Here is a 15,621-nt window from a genome sequence, read left to right on the forward strand (position 1 = left end):
TTATTGTCCTCCGGGGTGAATAATTTTCGCTGGTGTAATATCAGGGAAGGTTTGCGGTATATCCCAGGCGGAAAATACGCCATAGACCTCAACCATTTCGCCGGATTTTAGCTGTGCGCTGTGGATCATTTTTACGGCCTGTTCATTAATGGCCCGACCGTATTCACCAAACAGCACCTGGTCGTTAAAGTCTGCATAACTGGCACCGCTATAGCCATCGCGTAGCTGGGTCCCGCGTAGCGTCGGGCCAATTTGCACCACGATAGCGCTGCCGTTTTGCTCCTGAACGGTCATTTTTCCGCTGCGCGAGGTGGCGTCAAGCTTGATGACCTTGCCTTCAACCTTGACGAAGAAAATGCACGGATTTTCTTCCTGAGCGCGATAACCCAATGTTTTACAAGCGCTGTCGAAATCTTTGGCCGCATGCAGCGCGGTCATTAACGCTTCCGTGGAGCGAGCCTGCGCCACTACCTGCGGCACAATTTTCTCCTGCCACGTCCGATCGATATTCGCCATGTGCGGATTGGGCGGGGATTTAAGATCGGCCAGCTCTTGCTGAGAGACAATGCGGCAGCCTCCCAGTGCGACGATGGCCAATGCCAGCCAGGTTTTTTTATACATGAGACTCTCCTGTGCGCCCCGCAAGGGGCGCAACAACCCGAACTCAGGACTTGATATTGAAGTCCTGAACTTTGTCTGCGTTATCTTTAGTGATCAGGATGCCGCGGAACATGACGCGCTGTTTCGCCGGTTTCACCCCTTTTTGCAGGAAGTTATCGAGGTCGGTCACCCCTTGCGCGGCGATGGACTGGGCCTGCAGCATCACGGTGGCCTGTAGGGTTCCCGCTTTAACCGCATCACGCTCGTCATTGCTGCCGTCGATGCCGACCACCACCACGTCCGTACGGTTTGCTGCTTTTAGCGCGGCGATAGCGCCCAGAGCGACGGGGCCATTACCGCAAATCACCCCTTTAACGTCCGGATGAGCCTGCAGGATGCTGTCCATAATGCGTTTGCCGTCGATTAACGTTCCTTTGGCATCCTGTCTGGCGACGCTGACCATGTCTGGATACTGGTCGATAACCTGATGGAAAGATTTAGAGCGGGTCACGCAGTTATTATCGGCAAGATTGCAGGTGAGCTCTGCGTATTTTCCTTTCTCCGCCATTTTCTCAACAAATACGTTGGCGACTTCCGAACCCGCCTGGAAGTTATTGTGCGTAATTTGCTCAAGTGCCACATCATCGACAGGAATTTCCCTGTTGATTAATACCACGGGAATGCCTGCTGTTTTGGCTTTTTCAATGGCGGCGACGCTGGCGGTTGAGTCGGCGTTATCGAGAATAATACCCTGAACTTTTTTACCAATGGCGGTATCAATAAGTTCGTTCTGTTTTTTGACATCTTCGCCATGTGACAGAACCGTCGTTTTATATCCCAGCTGTTTGGCTTTTTCACTGGCGCCTTTGGCTTCAGAGGCGTAATACGGATTATCCAGCGAGTTGACCATAATCATAATGGTGCCTTTTTCTACCGCCTGAGCGGAAAATGAAAAAGCGGTCAGGGTTGCAGCAGTTAACAACGTTAAACGTAATTTCATGACAATGTTCTCTCTATGTTGTTATTGTCGGGTACGGTGAAACAACGCAAGGCCTGAAAATCAGTTGTATGGTCCGGAGCTCTCCTTATGTTGATGATTCAGGTTCGTCGCGCAGCAGGATCCCTGGTGGGGCGTCAGGCAGACGGGGCCGGTTTCCATAATGTTCTGTCCACCGCATGGCGCCATTCCTGCCATCTTTTCTGTAAACGCAGATGGCGCGCCATATCGGGGCGAAATTCGCTGTGTTCGGTTAAGAACGCGCTTAAATCAGTCAGCGTACCGGGATGAATCGCTTTGCGGGCCAGCAGGGCCGCGCCAATTGCCGATAGCTCGGGGACATCGCTGCGCATCACCGGGCAACCCAGCAGATCGGCCTGGTATTGCATCAGCCAATCATTTTTTGTCGGCCCGCCATCGACCATCAGTGCTGTCAGGTGGAAGTCGTCATGCTGGCGCATGGCAACCACCACATCAGCAATCTGATAAGTGATGGATTCCAGCGCGGCGCGAATCAGGTGGGCGCGCTTGACGCCGCGGCTGAGTCCGCAGATAACCCCGCGCGCGCTGTCGTCCCACCAGGGAGCGCCAAGACCGGTCAGCGCGGGGACAAAATAGACGCCCAGCGTGGAATCGACGGAAGCCGGCAGGGTATTGAGCTCGTGGGCCAGTTCGCGCTCGGAGAGCTCGCTTAATCCCGTACTATCAGCCATCCAGGCCACCGCATCGCCGGTATGGGGAATGTTGCCTTCCAGGCCATAAATGATGCTGTCGCCATCGTGCCAGGCGATGGTGGTGGCCAGTGCGGCAATATCGCATTGGGCTGACTTCACCGGCGCCATGACCGACGATCCCGTGCCATAAGTGGCCTTAACGCAGCCCAGTTCACCGAGCGCGTGACCGAACAGCGCGGCATGTGAATCGCCGACCATCGCCATCACCGGGATGCCGTCAGGAATGGCGGCCAGACCGCGGGTATAACCGAATAACCCGCTGGAGGGTTTAATCTCAGGCAGCGCGGCGCGAGGGATCTGGAACAGCGCCAGCATTTCGTCATCCCATTGACCGGTATGTAAATTAAGTAACTGCGTCCGCGCGGCGTTGGAGTAGTCGCAGCGGAATGCTGCGCCTTGCGTCAGGTTCCACAGCAGCCAGCTATCGATGGTACCGAGGCAAATCTCGCCGCGCTCTGCCATCGCCCGGCCTTCCGGCAGCGACTCCAGCAGCCAGCGCATTTTTGAGGCGGAAAACAGCGGGGCAATCGGTAGCCCGGTGGTGGATTTAATTTGGGATTCTTTACGATCGCGGCGCAGCGCCTCACAGAAACCCGCGCTACGGGTACATTGCCAGGTGATGGCTGCGTTAATCGGTTTGCCGCTCTGACGATACCAGCCGATGGCGGTTTCACGTTGGTTGCTGATGGCTAATGCCGCCACGTTTTCTGCGCCAACGTGGTCGATAGCGTTGGCTATCACCTCCAGTGAGGCCTCGACTAACGCCTCTCCGGATTGCTCTACCCAGCCATCGCGCGGTGTCTGGATAGCTAACGGTTGAGAAAACTTCACAATAACGTTGCCATGGCCGTCAAGCACCACCGCTTTGGCGTTGGTGGTACCTTCATCGAGCGCAATGATGAACTCTTTCTGTGTTGCCAGCATTAGATAGTCTCCTGAGTCACACGTCGTCCTGGCGCGAAGGGAAGGGCGAGCATTCCTCGTTATCGCATTGCTGCTTAGCAGGCCATGATGTGACATTTCGTTATCACTTTTTTAATCACTGAATATATATTCGATAGTGATTATTTATTTAATACCTTAGCCAGAAAGTTTCTCTGGGGCCAGAGGGAAAGTTATCAATTGTGCTGGCAATCACACTTATCTGGATCGTGAAATGTGCAGGGGATGTTGAGGGGGTACGGCGCTTTAACTATTTATTAAATTGAAATATAAGCATTTATTTGATGTGCCTTTGCGTCTTCCTGAAGGGCGCAAAGGCATGAGAAAAGATGTTTTAGCGGCTGATTACGCGGTGACGAGCAGCCGGGCGGTAGGATAATCGGTGATTAAAATGTCAATATAACCGCCGGAGAGGGCGCCCTTGATGGCGGCGACTTTATCACTACCGCCGGCCAGCGCGACGACATTGGGGCATTTTTTGACTTTCTCCAGCGCCATGCCGATAACAGGATCTTCATCATCACGTAACACCGCCTGCCCGTTTTTATCGTAGTAGTGCAGGCAAATATCCCCGACTGCTCCGCGCTCCGCCAGCACCTGCAGCATATCTTCGTGGTAATAGTTGCCTGATGTTTTGAGCAACTGCGAAGGTTCGAGAATACCAATCCCGACGATAGCGATATCGACTTCATCAAAACGTGAAATCACATCGGCCACATCCTGGCTGGCAATCAGCCGGTTTTTCTCTTCCACCGAGCCTTCAATGCTTTGCGAAGGTAGCAGCCAGGCTTCACAGTTCAGCCGTTGCGCCAGCGTCTGAGTGAGGATCGTTGCCTGCACATTGCCATTAGGCCCCACACCGCCCAGCAGTTGAATCACGCCGCTGGCTTTCAGGTTCTGCGCGTGAACCTCATCAACCATGGCCCGAATGGTCGAGCTCCAGGAGGAGACGCCAATCAGATCTTTTGGTCGTAGCCGCGTTTCAAGATAGTGGGCCGCCGCTGAACCGATGGCGCGTTTAATGGTGTGGTCGCTGGCATCCTCTTCGGTGTCCACCACGATGGCCTGCTTGATGCCGTAGCGATCCTCAATGCCTTTTTCGAGATTCAGGAAAATATTTGAGGGCTGTACGACGCTAATTTTGACCACCCCTTCTTTTTGGCAGCGGGTGATAGCGCGGGAGACAAATGACTGAGAAAGCGAGAGAAGTTGAGCAATGTCGGACTGCTTGCGTCCTTCAAGGTAGTAAAGAGTGGCAATCTTAACTAATAGCCGTTGTTCATCCTGCTTAGCCATATATATCCCCGAAAATCATTAACGTGCAGCCATTATGTTAGAGCCTGTAATCATACGCGAAAAAAAAAGACATTTAAGTGTGATGAGACTCTAACTTTTATCAATCCTCTAAAACAGCTATGGACAAAAACAGAACAGTGGTTGCATAATTGAATAAATAATCATATGTGAATATATATTCATTGTGGTTTCAGATCAACTGAAAAATTATCCAGGCGCAGGTATGCCTGATGGTGAGGAGGCAGAATGTTCCTGAGTCTGGTGCAGCGGCGAAAGCGCTGCGATGCGCTGCCAGGGGATATCTGGTTTTTTTTAGTCCCTTACGGAATAAATATTCCAAGTTGAAATTAAATTCAGAGGTATTAAATGAATCCCTATAACTACGATGTTCAGGTACTTGAGCGTCAGGCTCGCGCGGTACGCCGCCACATTATCAGATTGAACGCCAACAGCCCTGCCGGCGGTCATACCGGCGCTGACCTGTCGCAGGTGGAGCTCTTAACCGCGCTGTACTTCCGCATTTTGAACGTTGCGCCGGACCGCATTGCCGATGAAGGGCGTGACATCTATATCCAGTCGAAAGGTCATGCGGTGGGCTGCTACTACTGCGTGCTGGCCGAGGCGGGATTCTTCCCGGTCGACTGGCTGAGCACCTATCAGCATGCCAACTCCCACCTGCCTGGCCATCCGGTTCGCCAGAAGACGCCGGGCATCGAGCTGAATACCGGGGCTTTAGGACACGGTTTGCCCGTGGCGGTGGGACTGGCGTTGGCCGCGAAAAAGAACCACAGCGCCCGCCGCGTCTTCCTGATCACCGGCGATGGTGAACTGGCTGAGGGGAGTAACTGGGAGGCCGCACTGGCCGCAGCACATTACGGTCTTGATAATCTGATCATTATTAATGACAAAAACAACCTGCAGCTGGCCGGGCCAACCCGCGAAATCATGAATACCGATCCGCTTGCCGAAAAATGGAAGGCCTTTGGTATGACCGTCACCGAATGTCAGGGAAATAATATGGCCTCGGTTGTCGCGACGCTTGAAGGATTAAAGCAGGAAGGAAAACCCAACGTCATTATTGCGAATACCACGAAAGGCGCCGGCATCTCCTTTATCCAGGGGCGTCCGGAATGGCACCACCGGGTGCCGAAAGGTGAGGAGATTGCGCTGGCGCTGGAGGAACTGAAAGATGAGTAATGCAGAACACCTGGCAAACGTGATGGTTCAGGCGTTTATCGATGCCGTAGAAAATGGAGTTGATCTGGTGCCTGTTGTCGCCGACTCAACATCAACCGCAAAAATAGCGCCGTTTATTAAACAGTTCCCTGACCGGCTGGTTAACGTCGGCATTGCCGAGCAAAGCATGGTCGGGATGGCAGCCGGGCTGGCGCTGGGGGGGAAAGTGGCGGTGACCTGCAATGCCGCGCCATTTTTGATTTCCCGCGCCAATGAACAAATCAAAGTCGATGTCTGTTACAACAACACCAACGTCAAATTATTTGGTCTGAACGCGGGAGCCAGCTATGGCCCGTTGGCGAGCACGCACCACGCGATTGATGACCTTGCGGTGATGCGGGGATTCGGCAACATTGAGATTTATGCGCCGTCATCGCCACGGGAATGTCGACAGATAATCGACTACGCCCTGCAACATCAGGGGCCGGTTTACATCCGTCTCGACGGCAAAGCGTTGCCGGAGCTGTATGCTGAAAACTATCGCTTTGTCCCCGGAGCCGTAAACACGCTGCGTGAAGGCCACGATCTGGCGCTGGTCGCTACCGGTTCGACGGTGCATGAAATTGTCGAGGCTGCCCAAGCGCTGGCAGAATCAGGGATTCAGGCGCAGGTGGTCAGCGTACCTTCGATTCGCCCTTGCGACACGCCAGCGTTACTGGCCGCGCTGAAGGGAAGCAACGCGGTGATTACGGTTGAAGAGCATAATGTGAACGGTGGTCTGGGAAGCCTGGTCGCAGAGGTTATGGCGGAGGCTGGTATCGGTATTCCGCTGAAACGGCTGGGTATTCCTGATGGCGAATATGCGGCGGCGGCGGATCGTGGCTGGATGCGCCAGCACCACGGTTTTGATGCCCAGGCTATTATCGCCCTCGCGAAAACGATGTGTTGAGCCAGCATGGCGTTTCCCCCGTGCGGCTCTGACCGCGCGGGTTCTTCCTTTATTACCGGTATTGCGTTTGGCAAAGCGTGATGACGCAGGGCTCAACCGCCATCCAATGCACCTGGTACATCTGCTGCTCAGTCCACAAAGTGACGACCTCGCCCTGAATGTCGGTTATCCGAAAGTGCATAAACCCTGTCCCTGACTGTTGCGTGAGAGGCAGGGCCTTAAACCCGCTCTCTTTCGCCGAAAAAGCCAGCGTCAGAGCCAATTCGAAGGGCAGTCCGCTCGCCTTCAGCACCGCGCGTTCGGTCGGGCTGATAATACTGCTCTCCAGCTCCGTCGCCAGCGCGGGGGTGAGCACGTTTTCGATGTCGATACCAACCGGTCGGGCGGCGACGACGGCCAGCGCGCGGGTGTCGCAGTGGCTGATGCTGCCAGACCAGGGGACAGGCCACAGCGGCTGCCGCTGGTCACCTGTTCCGGGAACGCCTTTTATGCCAACAGCTTTCAGGGCGCAGGCCGCCGCGATACGCCCGGCAAGATGTTCCATCTGCCGTTTCCGGCCGCAATTTTCGAGCTGCTGATGGTGGGGGAGCCACAGGATATCGTGAGGCGCAAAGGTGGCCGGGTCGAAATCAATCTGATGCAGCCGATGGCCGGCAAAAAGAAAAGTCGAGTGTGTCGTTTGCATAGGGTCATCCTACGTCAGGATGCAGGCGAGGGGATAGCTTTGTCGTGGTCCTGTCAGGAGGCCAGATAGCCAGGCCGTCCTCCGGGGGAGAGAACGGCCTGGTCTTCAGGCGCGTAATCAGAACTGCGTGTTGACGCTCATATACCAGGTCCGGCCCGATTCGTTATAGGTCTCGGCGCCCGCGCCGTACATATAACCGGTATCGCCGCCGGTGGTCTGGGCATTACCCGCGCGCCAGTGGCGCTTGTCGAAGACGTTATCCACGCCGCCGGTCAGGCTGACGTATTTGGTGACGTCCCAGGTCGCGCTCAGGCCGAGGATGCTGTACGGACTCACCTCGTTCTTCTCGCTGCCGGTTACCGGCTGACCTTTGTAGTTATACTTCTTCGGTTCCTGCTTGCCGTACCAGGTGAAGGTCGACTGCACGGAAACATCCTGGTATATCTGCCAGCTCAGCGTTGAGTTCAGCGTATACTCCGGAATAATCGACAGACGATCGCCGGTCTCTTTGTTCTTACTCTGCAGCATATAGGTGATGTTGTTGGTCCAGTTAACGGTTTCGCTAACCGGGACGTTCAATGTCCCTTCCAGGCCTTCTACCACCGCTTTCGGTACGTTTTCCCACTGGTAAATATCGGTTTTCACTTTACCGGTACCGGTCTGGGAGATCGGCGCATAGCCGGCTTCAATCTTGTTGCGGTAGTCGTTACGGAACCAGGTCACCCCGGCCAGCCAGCCGTCGCGTTTAAACTCAAGGCCGATCTCTTTGTTGATGCTGGTTTCCGCTTTCAGGTCTTCGTTACCCATCATATAGCAACCGGTGCCGGTTGCACTGGCGTAACAGCCCTGGCCTTTACTGTACAGAATGTAGTTCGGGTTGGTCTGGTACAGGCTTGGCGCTTTATAGGCGCGGCCGATGCCCATTTTCAGGGTGAAGTCATCCCCGAGCCCCTGGGACAGGTTAAGCGACGGGCTCCAGTTGTTCCCCACAATGCTGTGGTGGTCAAAGCGCAGCGCCGGGGTCAGCATGGTGGAGTCGGTCAGCTCGATGTTGTCTTCGGCAAACAGCGAGAAGATCTCCGCCTGAGAATACGGGCTGCGGCCAGTGCTGGTTGAACCCGGAATGTCGCCGCCCATAAAGGTCTGGGTGTTGGAGGCCAGATCCTTCATCCGCTGCTGGTTCCATTCGGTACCCAGCGTCAGGTTCTGATTGACCCACAGGTCGAACGGAACGCTGACTTCACTGTGCAGCATCACGTCGGACAGGTCGATATCAGAGAATTGATCGCTGCTGAAAATCCCTTCCGTACCCCCGGCCAGGCCTTCGCCTTTACGCGAGTTGCGGGTGTGCTCGTACTGCGCCCAGTTGCTGGTGGTGATGCCGTTATCCCAGCCGCCGTTCCAGGTCACCGAGTAGGTCTGGCGATAGAGACGGTTGGTCTCTTTGCCGTAGTTCTTTTTCACCAGATCGTTAGTATTGGTGTTCTGCGTATCCCCGGCGTACAGGTTGCCCTGGCGGCTGTAGCCCGCCTCAAACTCCAGCGAGTTCATCGGCGCAAAATCCCAGCGCACGACGCCGTTGATATTTTTGTTCTCTACCCCTTCACGGCCGGCCGGTAGCGTATCGGCGTAAATACCGGTACGTTCTGACTGATGGCCCTGGTTGATATCCCAGGCATCGGCCTGGGTTTTATCGAGGTTGCCCAACAGGCGGAAGCTGAAATCGCCGCCCAGCGGGCCGTTCAGACTGAAGTTGGTGCGTTTGGTGGAGCCTTCATCTTTGTGCTCCGGGGCGTTCATGTAGGTGTTCCACGAACCGTGCCACTCGTTATCACCTTTTTTGGTGATGATATTGACCACGCCGCCTGCGGCGCCGTTGCCGTAGCGGACCGCAGCCGGTCCACGAATGACTTCAATGCGCTCAATCAGCTCCGGTGGGACCCAGTTGGTATCGCCGCGGGTATCGCGCTCGCCGCGCCAGCCCAGGCGGATGGAGTTACGGCTGGTGACCGGTTTGCCATCAATCAGGATCAGGGTATTTTCCGGGCCCATGCCGCGGATATCAATCTGGCGGTTATTCCCGCGCTGGCCGCTGGTGGAGTTGCCGGTCAGGTTAACGCCCGGCATGGTGCGGATAATTTCGGAGACATCGCGAGCGGGGGGACGTTTACGAATTTCCTCGGCGGTGATCGTCGATACGCCCGGCGCCTGCAGGTTTTGTTCGGCGGCAGTGACCACCATCGTCTCTTCGGTGGCCGCTTTTTTACTGTCGAGGGTCTCTTCCGCACACAGCGGGAAGGCAACCCCATAAATTCCCAGATTGACCAGCAAGGTCAAGGATTTGATCTTGTTATTCATTTTACGTCCTGCTTTCCGTTGCCGCATGCCCCTGGAACCCCTTCCCACCGGGAGGGGAGGCGGCAGAAATGTGGTCAGTAGAGGGCGAAGGCATTCCATCGCTGACCAAATGGCCCTTTCTGACATGTGTAATTAGAAGTGACTCTTCCCAAAGTGCGGTAATACGCTATTGCAAATGCAAATAGTTATCAATAATATTATCAATAAAAATTACGTTTATTGAGAAAAATCACGGTAAACATAGGGTTAATGACGGAATGTTAATGACAGGAAGTGATGACTGGTGGCAGGGGATCTTCGGTCCGCAGGCCGAGACCGTTGGCGATAGCTACCGGGTGACCTTCTGGTGGCGGGATCCGGCGGGCAGCGAAGAGACCTCGTTGACGAAGCGGGTGTGGATTTACATCACCGGCGTCACCGACCATCATCAAAATGCCGTACCGCAAACCCTCAAGCGCGTGCCCGGCACCGATGCCTGGCAATGGCAAACCACGCTGTCTCCCGCCTGGCGCGGCAGCTACTGCTTTATTCCCTCCGATCGCGATGACGATTTTGCCCCTGAGATTTTCAACGGCGGCAGCCCGGACCGCACGCTGCTGCGGGAAGGCTGGCGCAGACTGCTGCCGCGGGCGATAGCCGATCCGTTAAACCCACAAAGCTGGAAAGGCGGGCGCGGCCACGCCGTTTCGGCGCTGGAGCTGCCGCTGGCACCGGAACAACCGGGCTGGTCGCTGCGTAATGCGCCTTATCAACCGCCGGTGTGCATTGAATGGCACAGCGCCCGACTGGGTAATACGCGGCGGATATGGGTTTACACCACCGGAGAGGCCGTTGCCGCAGAGCGTCCGCTGGCGGTGCTGCTTGATGGCCAGTTCTGGGCCGAGAGTATGCCGGTTTGGTCCGCACTGGCCGGGCTGACGCGCGAGGCAAAGCTGCCGCCAGCGGTCTACCTGCTGATTGATGTCATCGATAACGAACACCGGAGTCGGGAGCTGCCCTGTAACGCCGATTTCTGGCTGGCGGTGCAGGAAGAACTATTGCCTCGGGTACAGCAAATCGCGCCTTTTAGCGACCGCGCCGATCGTACCGTGGTCGCCGGTCAGAGTTTTGGCGGCCTGGCGGCGATGTTTGCCGCGCTCTACTGGCCGCAGCGCTTTGGCTGCGTGCTGAGCCAGTCTGGCTCCTACTGGTGGCCGCATCGCGGCGGCGCGCAAACCGGCCTGCTGATCGAACGCCTGAGCCAGGGAGTGCTCCGCCCCCACGGGCTGCGAATCTGGCTGGAAGCCGGGGAGCGTGAGCCGCTTATTTTTCGCGCCAATCAGGCGCTTTTAACACAACTACAGCAGACACAGCAGACGATTTTCTGGCGTCAGGTTGACGGCGGGCACGATGCGCTTTGCTGGCGCGGTGGGCTGACGGCTGGGCTCATCCAGCTCTGGCAGCCGTTGAGCCGCGCGCAATAACAAAGTGCGCTTCAGACTCAACATCCTTCCGCATACCCCGAGGCGCTAGCCAGGGCGAAAGCCGACAGGAGGATGGCGAGTAAAGACAGGAGTTTGGTATGCAATTCAGCAACCCCTTCGATAATCCGCAAGGGCAGTTTTACATTTTGCGCAACGAACAACAGCAGTACAGCCTGTGGCCGCACCACTGCGCGCTGCCGCAAGGCTGGGTAGTGGAATGCCCGCCGCAGTCCTTAGAGGCGTGCAACAGCTGGCTGGCGGCGAACTGGTCAACCCTTACCCCTGCCCACTATGCAACCTCAAGGAGCCGGACATGAGCACTCGTTTACCGCTGGTCGCGGCGCAGCCTGGGATCTGGATGGCGGAGCGCCTCTCTACGCTGCCCGGCGCATGGAGTGTCGCCCACTATGTCGAGCTGCGCGGCAACCTGGACCCGGCGCTGTTGGGACGGGCGATCGTCACCGGTCTGACGCAGGCCGACACCCTCAGCATGCGCTTTTGCGAAGATAACGGCGAAGCCTGGCAATGGGTCGATGAGCAGCGCGCTTTTGCCGAACCTGACTATTGCGATCTGCGCGAGGCGCGCGATCCGCACGACGCCGCGCTGGCGATAATGCAGGCCGACCTCGGGCAGAATTTACGCGTGGATGGCGGCAATCCGCTGGTTTGTCACCAGCTGCTGCGCGTGGCGGATGACTGCTGGTACTGGTATCAGCGTTATCATCATTTGCTGGTAGATGGCTTCAGTTTCCCCGCTATTACCCGCCAGATCGCGGCAATTTATCGCGCCTGGCAACGTGGGGAGGCGACGCCGGCGTCGCCATTTACCCCTTTCGCTGAGGTTGTTGAAGAGTATCAGCGCTACTACGGCAGTGAGGCCTGGCAGCGCGATAAAGCGTTCTGGATGGAACAGCGCAAAGCCCTGCCGTCACCGGCGTCGCTCTCTGCTGCGCCGCTGGCGGGGCGGGCGACCAGTAGCGATATCTGGCGTCTGAAGCTGGATCTGGATGCCAGCCTGTTCAGCCGCCTGGCCGCCGGCGCACCGCAGTGCCAGCGAGCCGATCTGGCGTTGGCGCTGACCACCCTGTGGCTCGGCCGTTTATGCAGCCGCATGGATTATGCGGCGGGCTTTATCTTTATGCGGCGGATGGGATCGGCGGCATTGACCGCAACCGGTCCGGTACTGAACGTCCTGCCGCTGGCGATACATATCGATGGGCAAGAAACCCTGGCGGAGCTGGCGCTGCGTCTCAGCGCCCAGCTGAAAAAGATGCGCCGCCACCAGCGCTACGATGCCGAACAAATCGTGCGCGATAGCGGCAAAGCGGCGGGCGATGAACCGCTGTTTGGCCCGGTATTAAATGTCAAAGTCTTTGATTATGTTCTCGATATTGACGGTATCGACGCGGTGACCCACACCCTGGCGACCGGTCCGGTCAACGATCTGGAACTGGCGCTATTTCCGGATGAGTCCGGCGGACTGTCGCTGGAGGTGCTGGCGAACAAAGCGCGCTATGACGAAGCAACGTTGCGCGCTCACGTGGCGCGTTTATCCGCGCTGCTGACCCAGTTTGCCGCCGATCCGGCGCTACGCTGCGCAGAGGCCAATCTGCTTTCGGCCGACGAGACGGCGCAGCTGGCGCAGGTCAATGATACCGGCGTGGCGCTGCCGACGACGACGCTCAGCGCCCTGGTGGCTGAACAGGCGGCGAAAACGCCGGATGCCCCGGCGCTGGCGGATGCCACCCGGCAGTTCAGCTATCGGGAGATGCGTCAGCAGGTGGTGGCGCTGGCGCGGCTGCTGCGTGAGCGCGGCGTCAAGCCCGGCGACAGCGTGGCGGTGGCGTTGCCGCGTTCGGTGTTCCTCACCCTCGCGCTGCACGGCATCGTCGAGGCCGGCGCGGCCTGGCTGCCGCTGGATACCGGGTATCCGGACGACCGCCTGCGGATGATGCTGGAGGACGCGCGTCCTACGCTGCTGATTACTGCAGAAGATCAGCTGTCCCGCTTCAGCGATATTCCGGGTCTTGAAACCCTGTGTTATCAGCAGCCGCTTGCGGCGGATGATGACACGCCGCTGGCGCTCTCACAGCCGGAGCATACGGCGTACATCATCTTTACCTCCGGCTCCACCGGGCGCCCGAAAGGGGTGATGGTCGGGCAAACCGCGATCGTTAACCGTCTGCTGTGGATGCAAAATCACTATCCGCTTACCGCCGGGGATGTGGTGGCGCAGAAAACGCCGTGCAGCTTTGATGTGTCGGTATGGGAGTTCTGGTGGCCGTTTATCACCGGCGCACAGCTGGTGATGGCCGAACCGGAAGCCCATCGCGATCCGCAGGCGATGCAGCAGTTCTTTGCCCGCTACGGAGTGACCACCACCCACTTTGTGCCATCAATGCTGGCGGCGTTCGTGGCTTCGCTGGATGCTGAAAACGTAACGACCTGCCGGACGCTGAAGCGCGTCTTCTGCAGCGGGGAAGCACTGCCAACCGACCTGTGCCGCGAGTGGGAAGCGTTGACCGGCGCGCCGCTGCATAACCTCTATGGCCCGACCGAAGCGGCGGTGGATGTGAGCTGGTATCCGGCCTGCGGGGCGGAGCTGGCGGCGGTCACCGGCAACAGCGTACCGATCGGCTGGCCGGTATGGAATACCGGGCTGCGTATTCTCGATGCCACTCTGCGGCCGGTTCCGCCGGGCGTCGCCGGGGATTTATATCTGACTGGCATACAGTTGGCTCAGGGGTATCTGGGCCGCCCGGATCTGACCGCTTCGCGCTTTATCGCCGACCCGTTTGCCGCCGGTGAGCGGATGTATCGCACCGGCGACGTGGCGCGCTGGCTGGATAACGGCGCGGTGGAGTACCTCGGGCGCAGCGATGACCAGCTGAAAATTCGCGGACAGCGTATTGAGCTGGGCGAAATCGACCGCGTCATGTCCGCGCTAGCGGACGTTTCCCTGGCGGTAACCCACGCCTGCGTTTTCAATCAGGCAGCGGCGACCGGTGGCGATGCCCGCCAGTTGGTCGGCTACCTGGTGTCAGAGTCCGGCCTGCCGCTGGATACGGCAGCGCTGAAAACGCGCCTGGCCGAACAGCTGCCGCCGCATATGGTGCCGGTGGTGTTGATTCAGCTAGCGGAACTGCCGCTGAGCGCCAACGGCAAACTGGATCGCAAAGCGCTGCCGCTGCCGACGTTGGGCACCGCGCGCGGCGGTCGTCCGCCGGAGCCGGGTATTGAAGCCACGGTCGCGGAGGCCTTCAGCCGGCTGCTGGGCTGCGAAGTGAACGACATTGAAGCCGATTTCTTCGCCCTCGGCGGTCATTCTCTGCTGGCGATGCGCCTGGCGGCGCAGCTTAGCCGCGAGCTGGGACGTCAGGTGACGCCCGGGCAGGTGATGGTGGCCTCGACGGTGGGGAAACTGAGCGCGCTGCTGGCGTCCGATCTCAGCGATGAGCAAGCGCAGCGCCTGGGCTTTGATGCGATTCTGCCGCTGCGCGTCAGCGACGGACCAACGCTGTTCTGTTTCCATCCGGCATCGGGTTTTGCCTGGCAGTTCAGCGTGCTGGCCCGCTATCTCAGCCCGCGCTGGTCGATTACCGGCATCCAGTCGCCGCGACCGGAAGGGCCGATGATGAGCGCGGCAAACCTCGATGAAGTGTGCGAGCAGCATCTGCAGACCTTGCTGGCGCAGCAGCCGCACGGGCCCTATTACCTGTTTGGCTATTCCCTCGGCGGGACGCTGGCGCAGGGCATTGCTGCCCGTTTGCGTCAGCGCGGCGAAGCGGTGGCGTTCCTCGGCTTGCTGGACACCTGGCCGCCGGAGACGCAGAACTGGGCGGAGAAAGAGGCTAACGGTCTGGACCCGGAGGTACTGGCCGAGATTGAACGTGAACGAGAGGCCTTCCTTGCCGCCCAGCAGGGGCAGGCTTCCGGCGAACTGTTCCGTGTCATCGAGGGCAACTATGCCGATGCGGTACGCCTGCTGACCACCGCGCATAGCGCGAAGTTTGATGGCAAAGCGACGCTGTTTGTGGCTGAAAAAACGCGCCAGGCGGGGATGGATCCGCAGGCGGCGTGGGGACCGTGGGTGGGTGAGCTGGAGGTCTTTAGCCAGAACTGCGCCCACGTGGATATTATCTCCCCGCAGGCCTTCGAATCGATTGGTCCGGTAGTGCGGGAGATTTTGGGCTAGCCCGGAGAAGATTGCCGGGTGGCGGCTGCGGCCTTACCCGGCCTACGGGACTATGCATATCCAGCGGAAGGAGACAGAACGGTAGGCCCGGTAAGCGTAGCGCCCCCGGGCGAATCCCCGATGGTCCGGTAGTGCGGGAGATTTGGGGTCGCTGCGGGGAATATTACCGGGGTGGCGGCTGCGGCCTTACCCGGCCTACGGGACTATGCAGGGCCCGCGGAAGGAG

The 15,621-nt window shown here is 58.1% G+C and carries 11 protein-coding genes; 5 read left to right on the plus strand and 6 right to left on the minus strand.

From position 1 onward, the window contains the following. From MC50_RS15395 to MC50_RS15410, 4 genes are all read right to left on the minus strand, one after another. A complete protein-coding gene (locus MC50_RS15395; RefSeq protein WP_046852967.1) occupies positions 1-621 on the minus strand; it encodes a DUF2291 family protein in 621 nt (206 codons plus the stop codon). Positions 622-664: 43 nt separating this feature from the next. Next, complete coding sequence (locus tag MC50_RS15400; RefSeq protein WP_032688971.1) at positions 665-1,600, minus strand: D-ribose ABC transporter substrate-binding protein; 936 nt, start codon at positions 1,598-1,600, stop codon at positions 665-667. Between the two features lie 134 nt (positions 1,601-1,734). Continuing rightward, a complete protein-coding gene (locus tag MC50_RS15405) occupies positions 1,735-3,255 on the minus strand; it encodes an FGGY family carbohydrate kinase (protein WP_032688969.1) in 1,521 nt (506 codons plus the stop codon). 363 nt (positions 3,256-3,618) lie between these two features. Beyond that, complete coding sequence (locus MC50_RS15410) at positions 3,619-4,569, minus strand: sugar-binding transcriptional regulator (RefSeq protein WP_032688967.1); 951 nt, start codon at positions 4,567-4,569, stop codon at positions 3,619-3,621. A gap of 366 nt (positions 4,570-4,935) precedes the next feature. Here MC50_RS15410 and MC50_RS15415 point away from each other — a divergent pair, with 366 nt between their 5' ends. Together MC50_RS15415 and MC50_RS15420 are read left to right on the plus strand one after the other, a co-directional pair. Further along, on the plus strand, positions 4,936-5,766 hold the full coding sequence (locus MC50_RS15415) for a transketolase (RefSeq protein WP_047664339.1): 831 nt from the start codon (positions 4,936-4,938) through the stop codon (positions 5,764-5,766). Then, complete coding sequence (locus MC50_RS15420; protein ID WP_047664342.1) at positions 5,759-6,694, plus strand: transketolase family protein; 936 nt, start codon at positions 5,759-5,761, stop codon at positions 6,692-6,694. Before MC50_RS15415 ends, MC50_RS15420 begins: the two co-directional genes overlap by 8 nt. A 52-nt stretch (positions 6,695-6,746) precedes the next feature. Here the strand turns inward: MC50_RS15420 and entD are convergent, their stop codons facing one another. Next, entirely contained in the window at positions 6,747-7,379 is a 633-nt protein-coding gene (entD, locus tag MC50_RS15425) for an enterobactin synthase subunit EntD (protein ID WP_047664345.1), read from the minus strand. A gap of 117 nt (positions 7,380-7,496) precedes the next feature. Then, positions 7,497-9,737, minus strand: coding sequence for a TonB-dependent siderophore receptor (locus MC50_RS15430; RefSeq protein ID WP_032700598.1), 2,241 nt, complete (start codon positions 9,735-9,737; stop codon positions 7,497-7,499). A gap of 257 nt (positions 9,738-9,994) precedes the next feature. Between MC50_RS15430 and fes the strand changes: the two genes are divergently transcribed. The 3 genes from fes to entF all read left to right on the plus strand — a co-directional run bounded on the left by fes (position 9,995) and on the right by entF (position 15,395). After that, entirely contained in the window at positions 9,995-11,200 is a 1,206-nt protein-coding gene (gene fes / locus MC50_RS15440) for an enterochelin esterase (RefSeq protein WP_032696433.1), read from the plus strand. Positions 11,201-11,298: 98 nt separating this feature from the next. Beyond that, positions 11,299-11,517, plus strand: coding sequence for an MbtH family protein (locus tag MC50_RS15445; protein WP_032688956.1), 219 nt, complete (start codon positions 11,299-11,301; stop codon positions 11,515-11,517). Further along, complete coding sequence (gene entF / locus MC50_RS15450) at positions 11,514-15,395, plus strand: enterobactin non-ribosomal peptide synthetase EntF (protein ID WP_047664349.1); 3,882 nt, start codon at positions 11,514-11,516, stop codon at positions 15,393-15,395. Before MC50_RS15445 ends, entF begins: the two co-directional genes overlap by 4 nt. Positions 15,396-15,621 lie beyond the last annotated feature (226 nt).

The sequence above is a fragment of the Klebsiella planticola genome (assembly GCF_000783935.2).
In the GTDB taxonomy this organism is placed as follows: Bacteria; Pseudomonadota; Gammaproteobacteria; order Enterobacterales; family Enterobacteriaceae; genus Klebsiella; species Klebsiella planticola.

Bases quoted from the DNA above. Each gene is read 5' to 3' on its own strand.
- MC50_RS15395 (WP_046852967.1), bottom strand. From the start codon at position 621: ATGTATAAAAAAACCTGGCTGGCATTGGCCATCGTCGCACTGGGAGGC.
- MC50_RS15400 (WP_032688971.1), bottom strand. From the start codon at position 1,600: ATGAAATTACGTTTAACGTTGTTAACTGCTGCAACCCTGACCGCTTTT.
- MC50_RS15405 (WP_032688969.1), bottom strand. From the start codon at position 3,255: ATGCTGGCAACACAGAAAGAGTTCATCATTGCGCTCGATGAAGGTACC.
- MC50_RS15410 (WP_032688967.1), bottom strand. From the start codon at position 4,569: ATGGCTAAGCAGGATGAACAACGGCTATTAGTTAAGATTGCCACTCTT.
- MC50_RS15415 (WP_047664339.1), top strand. From the start codon at position 4,936: ATGAATCCCTATAACTACGATGTTCAGGTACTTGAGCGTCAGGCTCGC.
- MC50_RS15420 (WP_047664342.1), top strand. From the start codon at position 5,759: ATGAGTAATGCAGAACACCTGGCAAACGTGATGGTTCAGGCGTTTATC.
- entD (WP_047664345.1), bottom strand. From the start codon at position 7,379: ATGCAAACGACACACTCGACTTTTCTTTTTGCCGGCCATCGGCTGCAT.
- MC50_RS15430 (WP_032700598.1), bottom strand. From the start codon at position 9,737: ATGAATAACAAGATCAAATCCTTGACCTTGCTGGTCAATCTGGGAATT.
- fes (WP_032696433.1), top strand. From the start codon at position 9,995: ATGTTAATGACAGGAAGTGATGACTGGTGGCAGGGGATCTTCGGTCCG.
- MC50_RS15445 (WP_032688956.1), top strand. From the start codon at position 11,299: ATGCAATTCAGCAACCCCTTCGATAATCCGCAAGGGCAGTTTTACATT.
- entF (WP_047664349.1), top strand. From the start codon at position 11,514: ATGAGCACTCGTTTACCGCTGGTCGCGGCGCAGCCTGGGATCTGGATG.